Annotated in this window: 19 protein-coding genes and 1 tRNA gene; 18 read left to right on the plus strand and 2 right to left on the minus strand. The window is 61.8% G+C overall.

From position 1 onward, the window contains the following. Positions 1-77 precede the first annotated feature (77 nt). From recA to CGS49_RS14440, 6 genes are all read left to right on the plus strand, one after another. Positions 78-1,259, plus strand: coding sequence for a recombinase RecA (gene recA, locus CGS49_RS05495; protein ID WP_097800882.1), 1,182 nt, complete (start codon positions 78-80; stop codon positions 1,257-1,259). Further along, positions 1,260-1,781 carry a RecX family transcriptional regulator gene (locus CGS49_RS05500; protein WP_097800883.1) on the plus strand — a complete coding sequence of 174 codons (522 nt, stop codon included), beginning with the start codon at positions 1,260-1,262 and terminating at the stop codon, positions 1,779-1,781. Positions 1,782-2,641: 860 nt separating this feature from the next. Next, positions 2,642-3,967, plus strand: a complete 1,326-nt coding sequence (rimO, locus tag CGS49_RS05505; RefSeq protein WP_097800884.1) for a 30S ribosomal protein S12 methylthiotransferase RimO — start codon at positions 2,642-2,644, stop codon at positions 3,965-3,967. Between the two features lie 18 nt (positions 3,968-3,985). Beyond that, a complete protein-coding gene (gene pgsA, locus CGS49_RS05510) occupies positions 3,986-4,600 on the plus strand; it encodes a CDP-diacylglycerol--glycerol-3-phosphate 3-phosphatidyltransferase (protein ID WP_097800885.1) in 615 nt (204 codons plus the stop codon). 164 nt (positions 4,601-4,764) lie between these two features. Continuing rightward, on the plus strand, positions 4,765-4,989 hold the full coding sequence (locus CGS49_RS14435; RefSeq protein WP_242975384.1) for a hypothetical protein: 225 nt from the start codon (positions 4,765-4,767) through the stop codon (positions 4,987-4,989). 39 nt (positions 4,990-5,028) lie between these two features. Beyond that, positions 5,029-5,250, plus strand: a complete 222-nt coding sequence (locus tag CGS49_RS14440; RefSeq protein WP_242975385.1) for a hypothetical protein — start codon at positions 5,029-5,031, stop codon at positions 5,248-5,250. Between the two features lie 143 nt (positions 5,251-5,393). Here the strand turns inward: CGS49_RS14440 and tig are convergent, their stop codons facing one another. After that, the gene (gene tig, locus CGS49_RS05520) at positions 5,394-6,560 is read right to left on the minus strand and encodes a trigger factor (RefSeq protein ID WP_242975386.1); all 1,167 of its coding nucleotides are present in this window, start codon (positions 6,558-6,560) and stop codon (positions 5,394-5,396) included. A 439-nt stretch (positions 6,561-6,999) separates the two neighbouring features. On the opposite strand from tig, the gene CGS49_RS05525 reads away from it, so the two are divergent. From CGS49_RS05525 to CGS49_RS05555, 7 genes are all read left to right on the plus strand, one after another. After that, a complete protein-coding gene (locus CGS49_RS05525) occupies positions 7,000-8,172 on the plus strand; it encodes an NAD(P)-dependent malic enzyme (protein ID WP_097800887.1) in 1,173 nt (390 codons plus the stop codon). 15 nt (positions 8,173-8,187) lie between these two features. Further along, positions 8,188-9,027: a fumarate hydratase gene (locus tag CGS49_RS05530; RefSeq protein ID WP_097800888.1), complete on the plus strand. Its 840-nt coding sequence runs from the start codon at positions 8,188-8,190 to the stop codon at positions 9,025-9,027. A 12-nt stretch (positions 9,028-9,039) separates the two neighbouring features. After that, complete coding sequence (locus tag CGS49_RS05535; RefSeq protein ID WP_097800889.1) at positions 9,040-9,594, plus strand: Fe-S-containing hydro-lyase; 555 nt, start codon at positions 9,040-9,042, stop codon at positions 9,592-9,594. A gap of 185 nt (positions 9,595-9,779) precedes the next feature. Next, positions 9,780-10,172, plus strand: a complete 393-nt coding sequence (locus CGS49_RS05540) for a metal-dependent transcriptional regulator (RefSeq protein WP_097800890.1) — start codon at positions 9,780-9,782, stop codon at positions 10,170-10,172. A 166-nt stretch (positions 10,173-10,338) separates the two neighbouring features. Further along, positions 10,339-13,650, plus strand: a complete 3,312-nt coding sequence (locus CGS49_RS05545; RefSeq protein ID WP_097800891.1) for a DEAD/DEAH box helicase — start codon at positions 10,339-10,341, stop codon at positions 13,648-13,650. A 13-nt stretch (positions 13,651-13,663) separates the two neighbouring features. Then, positions 13,664-14,653: a dipeptidase gene (locus tag CGS49_RS05550; protein ID WP_097800892.1), complete on the plus strand. Its 990-nt coding sequence runs from the start codon at positions 13,664-13,666 to the stop codon at positions 14,651-14,653. 22 nt (positions 14,654-14,675) lie between these two features. Next, positions 14,676-15,524: a serine hydrolase gene (locus CGS49_RS05555; RefSeq protein WP_097800893.1), complete on the plus strand. Its 849-nt coding sequence runs from the start codon at positions 14,676-14,678 to the stop codon at positions 15,522-15,524. Positions 15,525-15,569: 45 nt separating this feature from the next. Here CGS49_RS05555 and CGS49_RS05560 read toward each other — a convergent pair whose 3' ends face one another. Further along, complete coding sequence (locus CGS49_RS05560) at positions 15,570-16,424, minus strand: DegV family protein (protein WP_097800894.1); 855 nt, start codon at positions 16,422-16,424, stop codon at positions 15,570-15,572. Positions 16,425-16,625: 201 nt separating this feature from the next. On the opposite strand from CGS49_RS05560, the gene CGS49_RS05565 reads away from it, so the two are divergent. The 5 genes from CGS49_RS05565 to CGS49_RS05585 all read left to right on the plus strand — a co-directional run bounded on the left by CGS49_RS05565 (position 16,626) and on the right by CGS49_RS05585 (position 20,415). Further along, positions 16,626-17,027 (plus strand): CPBP family intramembrane glutamic endopeptidase, encoded by a 402-nt coding sequence (locus tag CGS49_RS05565; RefSeq protein WP_097800895.1) that lies wholly within the window; start codon positions 16,626-16,628, stop codon positions 17,025-17,027. An 11-nt stretch (positions 17,028-17,038) separates the two neighbouring features. Beyond that, positions 17,039-17,548 carry a nucleoside deaminase gene (locus CGS49_RS05570; RefSeq protein ID WP_097800896.1) on the plus strand — a complete coding sequence of 170 codons (510 nt, stop codon included), beginning with the start codon at positions 17,039-17,041 and terminating at the stop codon, positions 17,546-17,548. A gap of 236 nt (positions 17,549-17,784) precedes the next feature. Then, complete coding sequence (gene ymfI, locus CGS49_RS05575) at positions 17,785-18,744, plus strand: elongation factor P 5-aminopentanone reductase (RefSeq protein WP_242975387.1); 960 nt, start codon at positions 17,785-17,787, stop codon at positions 18,742-18,744. A 58-nt stretch (positions 18,745-18,802) separates the two neighbouring features. Continuing rightward, on the plus strand, positions 18,803-20,182 hold the full coding sequence (locus tag CGS49_RS05580) for a sigma-70 family RNA polymerase sigma factor (protein WP_097800897.1): 1,380 nt from the start codon (positions 18,803-18,805) through the stop codon (positions 20,180-20,182). Between the two features lie 157 nt (positions 20,183-20,339). Then, positions 20,340-20,415 (plus strand) — tRNA-Thr (locus CGS49_RS05585). Positions 20,416-20,748 lie beyond the last annotated feature (333 nt).

Below are 20,748 nucleotides of genomic sequence, written 5' to 3' on the forward strand. Positions count from 1 at the left end.
ATTTTGTGTTATACTATAGAAGAAAGTAAAACACAGCCCGTTTTCTGTGGGCAAAAAGCATAAAGGAGCAGCACGCTATGGCAAAAAATCAGAACACTGTCGCCCCGGCAACCAAAAAGACCGGCGCGGAAGCCAAGAAGGACGCTCTGGCCACCGCCCTGGCCCAGATCGAAAAGCAGTTCGGCAAGGGTGCCGTCATGAAGCTGGGCGACAACGCCGCCATGCAGGTGGATTCCATCTCCACCGGCAGCCTGGGCCTGGATATGGCGCTGGGCGTGGGCGGTGTGCCCCGTGGGCGCATCGTGGAGGTGTACGGCCCGGAGTCCAGCGGTAAGACCACGCTGGCGCTGCACGTTCTGGCCGAGGCCCAGAAGAAAGGCGGCGAAGTGGCCTTCATCGACGTGGAGCACGCGCTGGACCCCGTCTATGCCGAAGCACTGGGCGTGGACATCAATAACCTGTTGGTCAGCCAGCCGGACACCGGTGAGCAGGCCATGGAGATCTGCGAAGCACTGGTGCGCTCCGGTGCCATCGACGCCATCGTCGTGGACTCGGTGGCTGCCATGGTGCCCCGTGCCGAGATCGAGGGTGAGATGGGCGAGAGCCACGTGGGCCTGCAGGCCCGTCTGATGAGCCAGGCCATGCGCAAGCTGACTTCCGTCATCGGCAAGACCAACACGGTCTGCATCTTCATCAACCAGCTGCGCGAGAAGGTGGGCGTCGTCTACGGCAGCCCGGAGGTCACCACCGGCGGCCGCGCCCTGAAGTATTATTCCTCGGTGCGTATCGACATCCGCCGCGTGGAAGGCCTGAAGGATTCCTCCGGCCAGTTCATCGGCAACCACACCCGTGCCAAGATCGTCAAGAACAAGGTGGCCCCGCCGTTCCGTGAGGCCGAGTTCGACATCATGTTCGGCGAAGGCATCTCCAAGGTGGGCGAACTGCTGGACCTGGGCGTCAAGCTGGGCATCGTGCAGAAAAGCGGTGCGTGGTTCAACTATGGCGACATCCGCCTGGGCCAGGGCCGCGACAACTCCAAGCAGTTCCTGAAGGATAACCCCGAGATCGCCAACGACATCGAGGGCCAGATCCGCGCCAACGCCGACAAGCTGTATGCTTCCCGCCGCCCGGCAGGCAAGGCCGCTGCTGCGCCCGCCGACGAAAAGGCCGAGGCACCCGCACAGGACGCCAAGGAGCCGGTGGTCAAGGCCCCTGCCCGCAGCAGCGAGAGCGAGCTGGACATCATGGTGGAGGACTAAATGTCCTTTTACCGGAAAAATTACCGCCCGCGCCGGGACGGAGAGGAGCCGGAAAAGTGTGCCGACCCGGCCAAGGCCCGCGCCCGGGCGCTGGACGCCCTTGCGGCCCGGGAGATGACCAGCGGCCAGCTGTACGAGCGGCTGTGCGTCCGCTTCACCGAGCAGGCTGCCGCCGAAGCCGTGGCCGAAATGGTGGAGCTGGACTACGTCAACGATGACCGCTATGCCGAAGCCAAAGCCCACAGTCTGCTGGCGGCCCGCAAGAGCCGCCGCGCCGCCGCCCAGAACCTGCGCCAGAAGGGCCTGAACGCCCAGCAGATCGAGCAGGCGCTGGAAAGCGTCTACGCCCCGGACGAGGACGGCGAAAGCCCGGAGCTGGAGGCCGCCGCCGCGCTGGTGCGCAGCCGCTACAAAAACAAGCTGGCGGCAGGCCGCCGCGACCTTGTGGTGGCGGCACTGCAGCGGCGCGGGTTCGCGTATGCGGTGGTGAAGGAAGCGATCCGCAGGGCGGAGGAAGAATGACGTTCTGTTAGGGACGCTCCGCTGGGGACGCTCCGCTGGGGACGCTCCGCTGGGGACGCTCCGCTGGGGACGCTCCGCTGGGGACGCTCCGCTGGGCCAGAGGTAGGGAGGGGTGTTTCGACTCCCCCCTCCCTGCCTCTGGACTCCACCCACCCCGCAACGAGAAAGTGGCTGCTCGCCCCTTTCAACCCCAAAGGAGAAGTCGAAGCGGAAAAATGCTAGCCGCTTCGCTAAACGCATTTTTCGCGCTTCTCCGATTTGAAGGCCCCTCAGCCGCTGCGGCGGCAGCTCCCCGCAGGGGAGCGGGGGCGCCCTCTCCGTCACCTTCGGTGACACCTTGTCCCCTTTTTGTCGCTGCGCGACATCTTCCCCCGACCGGGGGAAGTCTTTCAAAGGGAGAGGCAAGAAGCACTCCCATTACGCCCTTGGCACCCTTTCAAAAGAGTATCAAGAAACATTTCCTCCACGGTCTTGGCTCTCCCTTCGGGAGAGCTGGCAAACCCGAAGGGTTTGACTGAGAGGGCGAAAGCCCCCTTCGGGACAGACTCCCCCGGCCGGGGGAGGTGGCACGAAGGGCCAGAAGGGGAACAGCTGGCGTTGCAAAGCATCTGAGAGGGGGTGCGCCCCGGAGTGCTGCCCGTTCTCTCCGCTGACGCGATGCTCCCGCAGGGAGCCAGCGACAGCAGATGCCGTTTACCGCTGCAGCCCCTTTCGTGAAAATGCGTTTGGAGTGCCCCGCAGGGCACGACAAACGCGAAATATAAAAAGAACAGTTCCGCTGAATATGGCCAGAGCGCAAGCGGAGGCCATTTTAAATAGTCAAAAGCAACCCTCAAAAGAGAAAGAGAGTATTATCCCCTATGAAAATTGCGTGTATTTCCCTCGGCTGCCCGAAGAATCAGGTCGATCTGGACGTGATGGTGCACATCCTGCTGTCCGCCGGTCACGAGACCGTGGCCGACCTGGCCGAAGCCGATGTCATCCTTGTCAACACCTGTGGCTTCATCGAGAGTGCCAAGACCGAGGCCATCGAGAACATCCTCGAAGCCTGCTCTTACAAGCAGCAGAACCCGGACCTGAAGGTCATCGTCACCGGCTGTCTGGCCGAGCGCTACCGCAGCCAGATCGAGGAGGAGATCCCCGAGGTGGACGCTGTGGTGGGCTGCGCCTCCAACAAGGCCATTGATACCATCGTGGCCCGCCTGTTCCACGGCGAGGACCATCTGGAAAGCTACGGCGCGAAGAAGGACTTCCCGCTGGGCGGCAAGCGCGTCATCGGCACGCCTGCCCACTATGCGTACTTAAAGATCGCCGAGGGCTGCAACAACCGCTGCCACTACTGCGCCATCCCCGCTATCCGCGGCCCGCTGCACAGCCGCGACATGGCCGACTGCGTGGCCGAGGCCCGCTGGCTGGCCGGTGAGGGCGTCAAGGAGCTCATCGTTGTGGCCCAGGACCCCACCGCCTACGGCGAGGACTGGGGCAAGCCCGGCAGCATCTGCGAGCTGCTGGACAAGCTGAACAAAATTCAGGGTCTGGAATGGATCCGCATCATGTACGCCTACCCTGAGCGCATCACCGACGACTTTATCGCCGCCATGAAGCGCAACGACAAGGTGGTGCCCTATCTCGACCTGCCCATCCAGCACTGCAACGACACCATCCTCAAGAACATGAACCGCCGCTCCAACCGCGCCGAGCTGCTGGACGTCATCGGCAAGCTGCGCTGCGAGATCCCGGGCATCACTCTGCGCACCACCCTGATCGCGGGCTTCCCCGGCGAGACCGAGGAGCAGTTCGAGGACCTGTGCAACTTCGTCAAGGAAGTGCAGTTCGACCGTCTGGGCTGCTTTGCTTATTCTGCTGAGGAGAACACCGTGGCTGCCAAGATGGACGGCCAGATCGAGCAGGAAGTCAAGGACAAGCGCGCCGAGCTCATCATGCAGATCCAGACCGGCATCATGGCCCAGAAGCAGGCCGACAAGGTGGGCCAGACCGTCCGCGTGCTCTGTGACGGCATCGACGAGGAGAGCGGCCTGTACCTGTGCCGCACCATGGGCGATGCGCCCGAGGTGGACGGCAACGTGTGTGTTTCCAGCGAGGAACCGCTGTACCCCGGCCAGTTCTACGATGTGCTGGTGGACGACAGCGACCTCTACGATCTGTATGGTACTGTCGCAAAATAACGAATTGGAGGAATCTGTATGAATCTACCCAATAAACTCACCCTGACCCGCATCATTCTGGTGCCGGTGTTCATGATCTTCGTCTCCCTCACCACGGTGAGCGGCAGCGCAGACGGCACCTTCCAGCCGGTGTATTACCTGATCGCGGGCATCATTTTTGCCATCGCCAGCTTCACCGATTTTCTGGACGGCCATCTGGCCCGCAAGTGGCACATGGTGACCGACTTCGGCAAGTTTGCCGATCCGCTGGCCGACAAGCTGCTCACCACCGTTGCCTTCATCTACATGATGCGGGACGGCGTGTGCAGCCCGGTGGTGCTGTGCATCATCCTGGCCCGCGAGTTCGCAGTGTCCGGCCTGCGCATGATTGCCGCCGGTGCCAAGGACGGCAAGGTCATCGCTGCCAACATGTGGGGCAAGGTGAAGACCGTACTGCAGATGCTGAGCATCATCTTCTATTTCTTTGGTCTGTCCTTTGCCACCATGTCGGCCACCGGCGTGGAGCAGGCCGCCCGGCAGATCATCGTGCTGAGCATTTCCATCGTGCTGTGCTGGCTGGTGGCTGCCGTCACCGCTATCTCCGGCATCAAGTACCTGTGGGATAACCGCAGCTTCATCAACACCGCAAAGTAAAAAGAACCCTCTCCGTCAGCGCTTGCGCGCTGCCACCTTTCCCGAGGGGCGAGGCTTCAGCACTGAGATGAAATTCTCGGTTTGGCGAAGGCCTCCCCCCTTTCGGAGAAGCTGGCAATGCCGAAAGGCATTGGCGGAGAGGGTTTTGTAATAGGAAAGATATCATGAAAAAATTCGCTGACACTGCCCGCCGCGTGCTCTCCATCGCTTTGAACCTGTTCATCGTGTGCGCAGAGCCCATTGCCCTGCCCATGAGCTGGGACTGGGGCAAAGAGCAGATGTTCCTCTTTTACATCGAGGACTCCAACATCTTTGCGGCCTGCGTCTGCGCGCTGGTGGCGGCGGCACAGCTGGTGTGTATCTTTACGGGCAAAGAGCTGCCCCGCTGACTGCGCACCCTCAAGTACATTGCCGCCTGCTGCCTGACCATGACATTGCTCACGGTCATCTTCGTGTTGGGGCCCATGTATGAGGACGGCAACGGCTGGTACATCATGCTCTGCACCAGCTCCATGCTCTACCACCACCTGCTCAACCCGCTGGCGGCCATCCTGTCGTTCACGGTGCTGTGGTGCATCGCTATCCTGGGGATGGATTATCTTTACGCCTGGCTGCTCTGGAAGGGGAACGGCGGGAAGAAGAAACAGTAAAGAAAAGCAGCATCCAAAGGTTCTGACCCCTGCTGTGAAAAATGAGAACCAGAAAATCCGCAGATTTTCTGGTTCTCAAAATTTATAAAAATATTTCCGCTAAAATAGCCAAAGCGTACGCGTCGGCTATTCTAAATTGTTTTTCAGGACACAGTAGCGTGGTCTTCCAGCCAGTCCAGCACGCAGGACTGCAGCGCGTTCAGGCGGGCGCGGTTCTGGCCGTAGGTGTCGGCGTACTCGGCGTCGGCAGCGTCGATCTGCTCCTGGGTGGGGGTGATGTTCTCGGCATCGGCCACGGCCTGGAAGATCAGGTCCTGCTTTGCCAGATGCTCAAAGTAGGAGTCCGAAGCGGCCAGCATGGCGTCGGCGTCGGTGTAGCCTTGGGTCTGGGCAAAGGCGTCGAGGTCCATGCCGTAGCGGGAAGCATACTGGTTGTAGTAGCTCAGGAACATGCGGATGTAGTAGCTGGTCAGGACGGAAGGCAGGGCCTTGAACTCGGAGTTCTCCATCAGGTAGTCCACGATGGCGTTCTCGTAGTTGTCGGCATACAGCGCACTGCTAAAGTAGCTGTGCAGGTCGTCGGCGGTGTGCAGGCCGTCGGTGGTGCCAAAGTTGGAGTCCACCCATTCGTCGGTCAGCTCCGGGGTGACGCTCACGGACAGGGCGTTCAGGGTCACGCTGAACACGGCCTCTTTGCCGCTGAGGGTAATGGTGTTGCCCTCGGCGTCGGTGGAGTCGCCGTAGCCATCCGGGAAGGTGACGGTCACATCAAAGGTGTCGCCCACGTTGTGGCCGATGATCTGGTCTTCAAAGCCGTCGATGAAGCTGCCGCTGCCCAGGGTCAGGTCATAGCCCTCGGCGGTGCCGCCGGTAAAGGCCACGCCGTCCACCGTGCCGGAGTAATCAATGTTGGCAATGTCGCCGCTCTGGGCGGCACGGCCGGTGACTTCCTGGGTGGTGGCGTAGCGGCTGAGCAGGGTGGAGATCTGGAACTGGATATCGTCCTCAGCGGGGGTCAGGTCGGCCTCGTTGATGGAAATGGCGTTGTAGTCGGCGGGCAGGGTGATGTAGTCTGCCGTGTTCTGGATGGCCGTCCAGCGGCCGTTCTCATCCAGATCGTCGCTGTAGTTGAAGTTCTCGTAGTCAAAGTCGGCCACAGAGCCGAAGCGCGAGACTGCGGCTGCGGCCGAAGATGCGGCTTCCTCGGTGGTCTGCTTCTTTTTGCTCAGGGTAAAGCAGGCGAGAATAACGCACGCTGCCGCCGCAATGGCGCACAGGATGCAAAGGATCTTGCGAGTGGTGCTGTTCAAACGAATAACCTCCTGTTGCAGCGGCCCGCAAAGGGCCGGAAAAGCAAATGATACCGTTCCATTATAAACGCTCGAGCGGCAAAAAGAAAGCTCTTTGCAAAATTTCCACAAATCCTGCGGCGGCTTTGTATCACTTTTGCCCGGTTTTGTGCTGCAAAAGCGTCGAAACCGGTGGAAATGCCCCGGCGGTTCTGTTACAATAAAACTATGTAAGCCTTCCCCTTTGGGGGAAGGGGGCATTGCGTCAGCAATGACGGATGAGGGGAAGTTATCTTCCGTATTCGCTCTTGGGGAACGAAAGCAATTGGGACATTCCCCTCATCCGCTTCACTTCGTTCAGCACCCGTCCCCCTCTTTGCCGCTTACGCGGCATCTCTCCCCAGCCGGGGAGAGTCTTTCCCGAGGGGGAAGGCTTTTTGTGGAATTGGAGGACAACACAATGGATTACAATAAAGCAGCCCTGGAAATGCACGAGACCCACAAGGGCAAGGTGGGCATCACCAGCAAGGTGGAGGTCAAGACCCGCGACGACCTGTCCACCGCCTACACCCCCGGCGTGGCCGAGCCCTGCCGCAAGATCAAGGCGAACCCCGACGATGTGTATAAGTACACCTTCAAGGGCAACATGGTGGCCGTGGTCTCCAACGGCACCGCTGTGCTGGGCCTGGGCGATATCGGCCCGGAAGCCGGTCTGCCCGTGATGGAAGGCAAGGCCGTGCTGTTCAAGGAGTTCGGCGGCGTGGACGCCTTCCCCATCTGCATCGACGCCCATGACGCAGCCAGCGTCATCGCGGCCTGCAAGGCCATCGCGCCCACCTTCGGCGGCATCAATCTGGAAGATATCAAGAGCCCGGAGTGCTTTGAGATCGAGGAGACGCTGGAGCGGGAACTGGACATCCCCGTGTTCCACGATGACCAGCATGGCACCGCCATCGTCGTCACCGCTGCCCTCATCAACGCCCTGCGCGTGGTGGGCAAGAAGATGGAGGATGTGCACATCGTGCTGAACGGCCCCGGTGCCGCCGGTACCGCCATCATCAAGATGCTCATGACCGCCGGTGCAAAGGATATCATTGCCGTGGACCAGTTCGGTACCCTGTACAAGGGCTGCAACAGCGCCGAGGCCCATAAGAACTGGCTGGGCGAAGTGACCAACCCCCGCCAGATCAAGGGCGGCCTGAAGGAAGCCATCGAGGGCGCCGACGTGTTCATCGGCGTGTCCAAACCCGGCATCCTGACCACCGAGCTGTGCAAGACCATGAATAAGGACGCCATCGTCTTTGCCATGGCAAACCCCACCCCGGAGATCATGCCGGACGAAGCCAAGGCAGGCGGTGTGCGCGTGATGGCCACCGGCCGCAGCGACTTCCCGAATCAGGTCAACAACGTGCTATGCTTCCCGGGCCTGTTCAAGGGCGCATTGAGCGTCCGCGCCCGCGACATCAACGACCAGATGAAGCTGGCCGCCGCCTACGCCATCGCCGACCTCATCACCGACGACGACCGCAGCGAGGAGAACATCATCCCCGGCGCCTTTGACCCCCGCGTGGCCGAAGCCGTGGCAAACGCCGTGGCAAAGGCTGCCCGCGAGACCGGCGTGGCCCGCCTGTAAGCGGAGGAAGCGCTTATGAGAACCATTTCCGCACAGGAAATCACCAACACTGTGGCACGCCTTTGCATTGAGGCCAACACCCGCCTGCCGCAGGACGTGCAGAATGCGCTGGACAAGGCCCGGCAGGAAGAACCCTGGCCGCTGGCAAAGAATACCCTTGACCTGCTTTGGTCGAACCTCTCCGCCGCCAAAGAGCAAGACCTGCCCATCTGTCAGGATACCGGCATGGCCTGCGTGTTCGTGGAACTGGGCACCGATGTGCACATTGACGGCAGCTTTGAAGCCGCCATCCACGAGGGCGTGCGCCGGGGCTACACCGATGGCTACCTGCGCAAGAGCATCGTGGCGGACCCGCTGCGCCGGGGCAACACCGGCGACAACACCCCGGCAGCCATCACGGTGCATCTGGTGGACGGCGACGCCTGCCGCATCACGGTGGCCCCGAAAGGCTTTGGCAGCGAGAACATGAGCCAAATCAAAATGCTCAAGCCCGCCGACGGCGTGGAGGGCTTTAAAAAGTTCGTGCTGGATGTCGTGAAGCAGGCCGGCTCCAACCCCTGCCCGCCCATCGTGCTGGGCATCGGCGTGGGCGGCAGCTTTGATAAGGTGGCGTATCTGGCCAAAAAAGCTCTGCTGCGCCCGCTGGACGTGCCGAACCCGGACCCGTATTATGCTGCCCTTGAGCAGGAGCTGCTCAGTGCCATCAATGAACTGGGCATCGGCCCGCAGGGCTTTGGCGGCAAGACCACCTGTCTGGGCCTTGCGATTGAGCAGATGCCCACCCATGTGGCGGGCCTGCCTGCGGCGGTGAATGTTTCCTGCCACGTCACCCGCCGCGCCAGCGCGGAACTGTAAGGAGGGGCAACAATGGAATATAAATTGACAACGCCCTGCACGGCTGCGGACCTGGCCCCGCTCAAGGCGGGCGACACGGTGCTGCTGTCCGGTGTGGTGTACACTGCCCGCGACCAGGCCCACAAGCGGATGATCGAAGCACTGGATAAAGGTGAAAAACTGCCCTTCGACCTGACCGGCAGCGCCATCTACTACGTCGGCCCTACGCCGGAGCGCCCGGGTGAGGTGATCGGCTCGGCGGGCCCCACCACCAGCGGCCGCATGGACGCCATGAGCCCCCGCCTTTTAGACCTGGGCAACAAGATCATGATCGGCAAGGGCAAGCGCGATGACGCCGTGAAGGCGGCGGTCGTGCGCAACGGCGCGGTGTATCTGGCCGCGCTGGGCGGTGCCGGTGCCCTGATGGCCAAAAGCGTCGAGACGCTGGAAGTCATCGCCTGGCCGGACCTCGGCTGCGAAGCCGTGCGCCGCCTGACTGTGCAGGACATGCCGCTCACGGTCATTCTGGACGCCCACGGCGGCGATCTGTACCAGTCCGGCCCGGCGGCGTATCTGGAAAGCAAATAATTTATGGCCTTTGCACAAAACGCAACCGGATAAAAACCGGCAAAACAGCAGATTTGTGCAGAAGAAAATTGGTTTGTTTTAACAAACTTCCTGCGAATTGCTTGCACAACGGCAAAAAGTGTGATATCCTGTATCATATGAAACCGTGGTGCTTTGCATCCCGGCACAGACAGGAGGCAAAAACCATGCAGATCCACCAATCCGCAGAAGATTATCTTGAAACGATCCTGATGCTGAGTCAGCGTATGGGCAAAGTGCGCTCCATCGACGTGGTCAATGAGCTGGGCTTTACCAAGGCCAGCGTCAGCATTGCCATGAAGAAGCTGCGCGAGAACGGCTATATCGCGGTGGACGGCGAGGGCAACCTGACCCTGCTGGACCCGGGCCGCGAGATCGCAGAGCGCATCTATGGCCGCCACCGCCTGCTGACCCACTTCTTCATGCAGCTGGGCGTGGACGAAAAGACCGCCGCCGAGGACGCCTGCAAGGCAGAGCACATCCTCAGCGAGCAGACGCTGGAAAAGATCCGTGCCCGCGCCATTGAGACCGACGCCGAGCTGGCAAAGCCTGCCGAGTGACCCGCTCATTTTCAAGATCACAAGATCAAAGAGGATCCCGCTTCTTTCGAGAGGCGGGATTTTTTTGCGCCCAAATGAGCTGCAGATTGCTCTTGCATCCGGGGCGCGGGTGCGGTATGCTTATAAGATAAGAAGGTTTTCACAGCCAGACCGGGAGGGAACAGCCATGGATGCAGACGAGATCCGCACGCTTTTGGGCGAGAATATTTTTGAGCGGGCCAAAAAGTACCGCAAGCGCATCCAGCAAAGCACCTGCACCGTCAACGAGGACGGCGTGCGCCACCTTTCGGCCGTGGTGCAGGGCAAGGGCGGCAGCTATTACTACACACAGGCATGGCTGCGGGAGAACGGCAGCTTTGTCAGTGCGTCCTGCAACTGCCCTTACAATGAAAACGGCGAGGGCACCTACTGCAAGCACATCGGTGCGCTGCTGCTGGAAGATGCCGAACAAAACGCCCCGGCTCCGGCTCCTGTGCAAAACAAGCCGGACGCCATCCCGGGCGTTACCCGCGGCGCAGCGGGCCTGAATGCAGAGCCGTCCCGGAAGGACAGCTATGCCTCCGGGCTGGAAATGCTGTTCGGCCGCAAGTGGCACGGCGACGCACCCACCACCGACTACGAGGCCCGGCGGCTGCTGGATACCTATAAAGAAGCTGCCCTTGAGAACCTCGGTGTGGACGAGAACACCCAGCGCACCGGGTTTGCCCATCTGGAACCGGAACTGACCCTGGTGCCCGGTGCACAGCCCTGGCTGCGTCTGCGCATCTCAGACGGCGGGCGGCAGTATGTGGTCAAAAGCATCCCGGATCTTTTGGAAAATATCGAGCATGGCCGCAGCATCAGCTACGGCAAGGCGTTGGCCTTCGTGCACCGGTGGGACGCCTTTGACGAGGAATCCCGCGCCCTTCTGCAGCTGCTGCGCCGTCTGGTGAGCGCCAGACAGAGCATGGACAAGGCCGCCGTGCGGGTGTACGGCGGGGCCGAGCAGGGCCCGGCGGGCGGCACGATCCTGACCGGCGAGATTTTTGATGCCCTTGTGCAACAGTACGAGCACACCGGCCTTCTGGGCGGGTACGAACTGCGGGAAGGCCTGCCCACCATCACCCTCACCGTGGAGCGCCGCCGCGGCGGCGTGCAGGTGGAGGGCAGCCCGGCGCTTGCCAGCGTGCAGGGCCTTGACTACGATTACCTGTTCAGCGAGACGACCCTCTGGCGGATGCAGCGGCCCGGCTGCACCCGTCTGCTGCCTGCATTGCAGGCACTGGGCGGCAAAAGCCTGTTCTTCACCAGTGCTGACGCCACGGCCTTCTGCAGCTATGTGCTGCCGGAGCTGGGCAACAAGCTCAACATCGTGGACCCGGAACGCCTGCTGTTGAACCAGATCCCGCTGGAACCGGTGGTGCAGTTCTATCTGGACGCGCCGGACGCCTTCCGGGTGGAGGCCCACGCCGAATTTTTGTACGGCGAAGACCAGGTCACGCCCTTTGCCCCGGCCCCGGCAGGCCTTTTGCGGGACGTGCGTGCCGAGAGCCGCGCAAAACGGCTGCTGGCTTCTTATCTGCAGACCGGCGTCGGCGGCAATGAGGATGTGTACGGCACCGCCGACGAGGACGATATCTACCGCCTGCTGGAAGAAGGCGTCCCGGCATTGCTGGCCGAGGGTGAAGTGTACCTGACCGATGCTTTTCGCAATCTGCAGGCCGCGCCGCCGCGCATCACGGTGGGCGTGTCGGTGCACGGCAGCGTGTTGGACCTGGAAGTGGACACCGGCGAGTTCCCGGTGAGTGAGCTGAAGGACCTGCTGCGCTCCCTGCACCAGAAAAAGCGCTACCACCGCCTGCGGGACGGCAGCCTTCTGCGGCTGGACGACAGTCTGGAAGGGCTGGACGAGCTGAACGACACGCTGGAGCTTTCCGGTGCCAAGCTGAAAAACGGCCACGCCGAACTGCCGCTCTACCGGGCACCCAGCTTGGACTGGGCGCTTTCGGGCCAGAACGGCCTGCGCTTCAACCGCGACGATGCCTTCCGACGCATCAGCCGCAGCTTCCACGCCGTGAAGGACAGCGAGTACACCCCGCCGGAAAGCCTGCACAATGTCCTGCGCAAGTACCAGCGGGACGGCTACCGCTGGCTGCGCACGCTGGACGGCTACGGCATGGGCGGCATCCTTGCCGATGACATGGGCCTCGGCAAGACGGTGCAGGTGCTGAGCTACCTGCTGGCCATGAAGGAGAACGGGCAGCGCCTGCCCAGCCTCATCGTCTGCCCGGCGTCACTGGTGCTCAACTGGCAGGAGGAATGCCGCAAGTTCACCCCGCAGCTCACCTGCGTGGCCGTGGACGGTGACGCCGCCCACCGGGCAGAACTGGCAAAGCAGTGGGCGGATGCCGACCTTGTGGTGACCAGCTATGACCTGATGCGCCGGGACGAAGAACTTTACAGCGGGCAGGCGTTCTATGCCTGCATTCTGGACGAAGCCCAGGCCATCAAGAACCACACTACCCAGAAGTACAAGGCCGTCTGCGGGGTGAACAGCAAGGTGCGCTTTGCCCTCACCGGCACCCCGGTGGAGAACCGCTTGGGCGAACTGTGGAGCATTTTCTCCTTCCTGATGCCGGGCTATCTGCCGCCCTACAAGACCTTCTGCGCCCGGTTCGAAAAGCCCATCGTGCAGGAGGACGACAAAGACGCACTGCGCCGTTTGAACCAGCTCACCGGCCCGTTCATCCTGCGGCGCATGAAGTCGGAAGTTTTGAAAGAGCTGCCGCCCAAAACCGAGAATCTCCACCGCATCGAGCTGGACGAGCAGCAGCGCAAGCTCTACCTTGCCGCTGTGGTGGACGCGCGGGAAAAGCTGCGCGCCGCCAAGCCTGAAGACAAGATGGCGGTGTTCGCTGTGCTCATGCGCCTGCGGGAGATCTGCTGCGACCCGCGCCTTGTGGCCGACAACTGGGAGGGCGGCAGCGCCAAGCTGGACGCCTGCATGGAGCTGGTGACGGCTGCCGTGGAGGGCGGCCACCGCATCCTGCTGTTCAGCCAGTTCACCTCCATGCTGGACCTGCTGGCAAAGCGGCTGGACGAAGCGGGCGTGAGCCACTTCACCCTGCAGGGCTCCACCCCAAAGCCGGTGCGTGCGGAGCTTGTGCGCCGGTTCAACGGCGGCGAAGCGGATGTGTTCCTCATCTCACTGCGGGCCGGCGGCACCGGCCTGAACCTGACGGCGGCGGATATCGTCATCCACTACGACCCGTGGTGGAACGTGGCCGCGCAGAATCAGGCCACCGACCGCGCCTACCGCATCGGCCAGCGCAACCCGGTGCAGGTGTATAAGCTCATTGCGCAGGACACCATTGAAGAAAAGATCGTGGAGCTGCAGCAGGCAAAGCAGGACCTTGCTGAGACGGTCGCCGGCTCGGCGGATGGAGCTATCCTGTCCATGAAGCCGGAAGAACTGCTGCAGCTGCTGCAGGAAGAATAAAGGGGAGAAAGCGATGAAAGTCTGGGATCTGCACTGTGATACCCTCAGTGAGCTGCGCAAAGCCGAAAAGGCGGGCCAGCCTAAGAGCTTTGCCCATAACGATCTGCATATTGACCTTGAAAAATTACAGCAAGGCGATTACATGCTGCAATGCTTTGCGGCGTTTGTGAATCTGGGAGACCAGACGCCCGGGGCCGACCCGCTGGTGACAGCGCTGGAGGAGATCGACCAGTTCAAGCGCATCATGGCGGCGTACCCGGACAAGATCGCCCCGGTGTACACAGCCGCAGATATCCGCAAAAACGCCGAGGCCGGGAAGATCAGCGGCATGCTCACCATCGAAGAAGGTGCCTGCTGCAAGGGGAGCCTTGGCGTGCTGCGCCGCATGTACGAGCTGGGTGTGCGCATGATGACCCTGACCTGGAACCACGAAAACGAGCTGGCCGCACCCCAGCTGAACCCCGGCGGCGTGCTGGTGCCCCAGACCGAAAAGGGCCTGACCGGGACCGGATTTGAATTTCTGGCCGAGATGGAGCGGATGCACATGATCGTGGACGTGAGCCACCTTTCGGATAAGGGCTTCTGGGATATCGTGGAGCACGGCACCCGGCCCTTTGCGGCCAGCCACTCCAACTGCCGGGCGCTGGCACCCCACACCCGCAACCTGACCGATGAAATGATCCGTGCCCTTTCCGAAAAAGGCGGCATTGCGGGCCTGAACTACTACGCACCCTTCCTGGACGCCGACCCCACCCACCCGGAGAGCTGCCGCAGCACGGTGGAGCGCATCGCAAAGCATGCGGCCCACTACAAGCAGGTGGGCGGTGCGCAGATGATCGCCCTTGGCAGCGACTTTGACGGCATCGACGGTGCCCATCAGCTGGAAAATGCAGCCTGCCTGCCCCTGCTGGCCGACGCTCTGCGCAAAGAGGGCTTCACCGAGGACGAGGTAGAAGGCGTCTATTCCCTTAACGCCCGGCGCTTTTTTGAACAGAATTTGTAATAACAACGGAGAATATGCCATTATGGAGAATAACATGACGCTGGAAAAGCGCATCGAAGCGGAGCTGTACTGCTATCAGGGCAAGATGAGCGTGTTCGTGGACGACCTGCAGGGCCATACCGTTGAGGTGGGCGCGGACGAAGAATTTGAGACGGCATCCACCATCAAGGCCTTTCTTCTGGCGGCATTGTACCTGCAAGTGCAGCGGGGCAAAGCGGACCTCAGCGAAGAAATTGAATATGAGCAGAGCCAGTTCGTGGACGGCAGCGGCATGCTGCGGGCGCTGGGCGTGGGCGCAAAGCTCCGGGTAAAAGACACCGCCACCATGATGATCATCTGCTCCGATAACATTGCGACCAACATGCTCATCGACTACCTGGGGCTGGATGCCATCAACGCCTGCATCCGGGAGTTGGGCTTTGCCCACACCGTGCTGCACAACCCGCTCCACTTCGACCGCTACCGCAAACTGGGTACCACCACGCCGCGGGACTACGCCGCCCTGTTTGCCCGCATCGCAAAGGGCACGCTGGTCAGCGCGCAGGCCAGCGCCGAGATGCTGGCCATCCTGCGCCAGCAGCACTACAACACCATGCTGACCCACGACTTCCCGCAGTATTATCTCGACTGCGAGGAGACCGGTGCGCCGGAGCTGATCTGGGTAGCCAGCAAGAGCGGCAGCATGAACGCCTGCCGCAACGACGGCGGCATTGTCCACACGCCCTACGGCGAGTACGTCATCGTGCTGATGAACAAGGAATTCCACGATATCATCGAGTACAACGAACACCCGGCCATGGTGTACGGCGCAAAAGTTTCGCGCATGATTTTGGATCAGGTGCTGGCGTGTGAGGGGAAATTGTGGCTGTAAAAAAAAAAAAAGGACTGCTGTACACTGTACAGCAGTCCTTTTTGCTTAAAGGTCCAATCCTTTGTCAAAAAACGCCAGACCAAACGCACCCGGGCCCGCATGGGTGCCGATGACGCAGCCGATCTGCTGCACCAGCGGGGCATCCATGTGCAGGTTGTCCCGGAAGTAGTTCTCGATGGGCTGCACCTCCCGCAGGCCAGTCGAATAACCGGCCACGGCTTCAAAGTCCGGGTGGACGCCGCCCAGCTCGTCGATCTTTTTGAACAGGGCCACATAGGCGCCGGGCAGACCCCGGGCTTTGCCCGCCATGGCCACCTTGCCGTCCTTGATGGTGATGAGCGGCTTGATGCCCAGCATGCCGCCGGCCACGGCCACGGCGGCGGGCAGGCGGCCGCCCTTGCGCAGATACTTCAGGTCGTCGATGGCAGCCACAAGGTGCAGGTGCTCTTTGGCGTGCTCCAGATCGGTGGCGATCTGCACCAGCGTCTTGCCGGCGTCCCGCAGATGCACGGCCAGACGCACCAGCAGCGCTTCGCCCAGGCAGACATTGGCGCTGTTCACGAACAGCACATTGTCCACATTGGCGAGGTCGGCGGCCAGCTTGGCGCACTGCCAGGTGCCGGACAGCTCATGGGACAGGAAGATGCCAAGCACTTCGTCCCCGGCGGCTGCGGCTTCCAGATAGAACTTTTCGAACAGTTCCGGGCTGGGCTGGCTGGTGGTGGGCAGTTTGCGGCAGGAAGCCAGTTGTGCGTAGTATTCGCTGGGGGTCATGTCGATGCCGTCCCGCAGAACGGTGCCGTCCTCCAGCGTGACATTCAGCGGGATGACGGTCACGCCCAGCTGTTCGGCCTCGGCGGGCAGGATGTCGGACGCAGAATCGGTGAGAATGCGGATCATAAAATACCTCCGGTTTTCCGGTGAAACACATATTAACCGACGATTTTCATCAAAACGTCGGAAAGCATTATACCAGAACCAAGGGGGAAATGTCAATTGTTTGAGCCAAAATTGCTTCGTCCCAGCGCAGAATCCTTGCGCCCGGGCCGTCGGCTGTGGTAAGATAGAGAGCAGGACCATACATGGAAGGAGGGCGGGGCCATGGAGCAGAACACAAAAACCACGAAGCGGAATGCCCTGCTGGCGGCCTTTGGCTGTGCGGTGGGGTATCTGCTGGGCGGCAAACTGCTGGCGCTGCTGCCCGTCCCGGCCCTGCTGCCGGAACGGCTCCTGTCGTTTTTGCACCACTGTGCCGCCGCGCCCATCGCGGAGGAACTGGTGTTCCGCGGGGCCATCCAGGGTCTGGCAAAGCCGCTGGGCCGCTGGCAGGCAGTGCTGCTGCAGGCCGTGCTGTTCGCTGTGCAGCACGGCACCCCGGCGGGCATGGCCTATGCGCTGGTGTGCGGCCTTGCGCTGGGCGCGCTGCGGGAACGCACCGGCAAAGTATGGCCGGGGATGCTTTTGCATACATTGAATAATCTGCTGGTCTTTGCAGCAGGATAGAGAGGGAACCCATGACCGATTTTGAACTGATGGGCCTTGCACTGGAGGAGGCCCGCAAGGCCGCCGCTCTGGGCGAGGTGCCGGTGGGGGCCGTGGTGGCCCGCAGGGGCGAAGTGGTGTCGGCCGCCCACAACACCCGGGAGACCGAGAAAAACGCCCTGCACCATGCAGAGCTTCTGGCCATCGATGCGGCCTGCAAAAAGCTGGGTGGCTGGCGGCTGTGGGAGTGTGAGCTGTTCGTCACGCTGGAGCCCTGCCCCATGTGCGCCGGGGCCATCCTCAACAGCCGCATCCGGCGGGTGGTGTACGGCGCGGCGGACGCAAAGGCAGGCTGCTGCGGCAGCGTGACCGACCTGTTTGCCATGCCCTTCAACCACCACCCGAAAGTGGAAAAGGGCCTGCGCGCCGAGGAGGCCGGGGAGCTGCTGCAGGCGTTTTTCAGGGACCTGCGGGCCCGCCTTGCGGCCCGCCCGAAGTGGAAACCGCCTGTGCCGCCGGCCGAGAATGTGAAGAAACCGTAAAAAAGTGGAAGCTGCGTGAAAAAGTGGGCAGCTTCCACTTTCTTTTTTCGGCAAATTGTGCTATATTATTTAATGGTGTTTTGTCGAAACCCATCTTGAGCGCCCGCCCGCCGCGCCGAGCACCGGACTTTGACCGGAGAAGAAAAGGACGCAGGCGGCAGGCTGTGGGGGCGAAAAAGCACCTCCTGCCGGTGCACCGTGTGCACGGCAGAGAACACGACAGGAGGATACGACTCTTGTACGAAGACGAATTTGAACTGACCTTTGATCTGCAGAGCGAGGAACCGGCCGCGCAGGAACCAGTCGTGCCGCAGCCTGCACCGGCAAAACCGGCAGCTGCGGTGCCGCCCATTGCGGATGAGCCCACCCGGGTCATGGTGCTGGAAAAGCAGCCGGAGCCGAAGGCGGAACCGGCCCGGCCCGCCGCACTGCGGCCCGCCCAGAAGCTGCCGCAGGCCGAGCGCCCGGCGCAGGGCGGCCGGTGCGTGCTGATCTCCGGCGGTGACCGGGGCATCGGCGCGGCGGCGGCCCGCCGGTTCTACCACGCAGGCTACCGGGTGGCGGTGCTGTACCACAGCAACGCCGACGCTGCCGCAGCGCTGGAAAAAGAGCTGCCGGGCGTTGTGGCCGTGCAGTGCGATGTGGCATCCCGCCCCAGTTGTGAGCTGGCCTTCCGCACCGTGGAGCAGGCTCTGGGCCGGGTGGATGTGCTGGTGAGCAATGCGGGCATTGCCCAGCAGAAGCTGTTCACCGATATCACCCCCGCCGAGTGGCAGCGGATGCTGGATGTGAACCTGTCCGGCGCGTTCCACCTGTGCCAGCTGGTGCTGCCGGGCATGATCCGCCGCAAGGCGGGCCGCATCCTGACCGTGAGCAGCATGTGGGGCCAGACCGGCGGCAGCTGCGAGGTGCACTATTCGGCGGCAAAGGCGGGCCTCATCGGCCTGACGAAGGCACTGGCAAAAGAAGAAGGCCCCAGCGGCATCACGGTGAACTGCGTGGCACCCGGGGTCATTGATACCGATATGATGGCAGCATTCACCGCCGAGGATAAGGCGGCGCTGGCCGAGGAGACCCCCGTGGGGCGTCTCGGCAGCGCGGACGAGGTGGCACGGCTGCTGGTGTTCCTGGCAAGCGAGGACGCCGGTTACATCACCGGACAGGTGTTCGGTGTGAACGGGGGACTTGTGATCTGATGCGCAGGAACGATTTATTACAGGATTTCCATCCCCGGAGCAAGAAGGAGAGAGCAAAATGGGCATGACTTTAAAGGAACTGTTGACGAAAGGCGAAGGCACCATTTCGGCCAAGGAGGCCAAGGCGCTGGCTGTACAGTGCAGAATGGACGAGGAAACGCTCTATACCCTTCTGGAAGAACGCGGGATCAAGGTGCTGGAAGAAGATGCCGAGCCCAGCCTGGATGTGGAGAGCATCATGGCTGAGGTGGAGAACGCCGAGAACAACAACGACGATCTGGGCCTGAGCGAGGAGAACGAGGAAGAACAGAGCGAGGAGAACCCGGCGGACCTGAAGGCCGCCATGGACGAGCTGCTGGACGACCCCGTGAAGAACTACCTCAAGCAGATCGGCCAGATCCCGCTGCTGAGCGCGGAGCAGGAGGTGGAGCTGAGCCGCCGCATCCATGCCGGTGCCGAGGCTGCCCACATCCTGCAGGCAGACCGCCAGAAGTACGGCGGGGCTGAGTACATCAAGAAGAACAGCGCACGCTTCTCGTTTGAGGAAGACGAGAACAGCCGCAGCTACACCGAGGACCTTGACGAGGAAGGCAGCGAAAAGTCCGCCGAAGACGCCGAGGAAAAGGCCGCTGAGGAAGAAGCCATGGAGGCCGTGGAGAACGGCCCCTTGAGCGACGAAAAGCGCGAGGAGCTGCTCAAGACCCGCCGCGACGGCCTGAATGCCCGCCGCAGCCTGAGCGAGGCGAACCTGCGCCTGGTGGTGTCCATTGCCAAGAAGCATGTGGGCCACAATCTGGCGTTCCTCGACCTGATCCAGGAGGGCAACATCGGCCTGATCAAGGCTGCTGAAAAGTTTGACTGTGACCGCGGCTTCCGCTTCTCCACCTACGCCACCTGGTGGATCCGTCAGGCCATCACCCGCGCCATCGCGGATCAGGCCCGCACCATCCGCATCCCGGTGCATATGGTGGAGACCATCAACCGTATGCGTCAGGCCACCAACCAGCTGGTGTACCAGAACGGCCACGAGCCCACCCCGGAAGAACTGGCAAAGGCCATGGATATGAGTGTGGAGCGCGTGCGCGAGATCCAGCGCATGGCCCAGGAACCCGCCAGCCTGGAGAGCCCTGTGGGCGAGGAGGAGGATTCCTCCCTGGGTGATTTCGTCGCCGACGAGAACGCCGAGGCCCCCGGCAAGGCGGCCGACCGCGCCATGGTGGCCCAGCAGATCAATCTGGCCCTCAAGAGCCTGACCCCCCGTGAGGAGAAGGTCATCCGTCTGCGCTTCGGCCTGGATGACGGCCGCCCCCGCACGCTGGAGGAAGTGGGCCGCGACTTCGGCGTCACCCGTGAGCGCGTGCGCCAGATCGAGGCCAAGGCCATCCGCAAGCTGCACAGCCGCAAGTGCCTGTCGCTGCTGAACGGCCTGATCGAGTGATGACGGCAGAGTTTTGAACAAGCAGACCGCCCGGCTGTGGAAAACGGCCGGGCGGTTTTTGCGTAAAAACCGACTTTTTGCGAAAGACGCAAACTATTTTGCAAAAAACACTTGCAAAACAGCAAAAGTTGTGGTATTATAATTGAGCTGTGATTGTGCTGCTATAGCTCAGTTGGTAGAGCGCATCCTTGGTAAGGATGAGGTCTCCAGTTCGAATCTGGATAGCAGCTCCAGCTCAAACGCCTCGAAGCGGAAACGCTTCGGGGCGTTTTTCGTTGTGTAAAGTGCTTTGCGCGGGGAAAGTGAATGTCTTTTTGAAAGTGCGCCGGGACGCTCCGCTGGGCCAGAGGCAGGGAGGGGTGTTTCGACTCCCCCCTCCCTACCTCTGGACTCCACCCACCCCGCAACGAGAAAGGGGCTGCACGCCCCTTTCAGACCCCAAGGCAGAAGTCGAAGCGGAAAAATGCTAGCCGCTTCGCTAAAAGCATTTTTCGCGCTTCTCCGATTGATAGGCCCCTCAGCCGCTGCGGCGGCAGCTCCCCGCAGGGGAGCGGGGGTGAACCTGC

The sequence above is a fragment of the Faecalibacterium langellae genome (assembly GCF_002549775.1).
Lineage (GTDB): Bacteria > Bacillota > Clostridia > Oscillospirales > Ruminococcaceae > Faecalibacterium > Faecalibacterium langellae.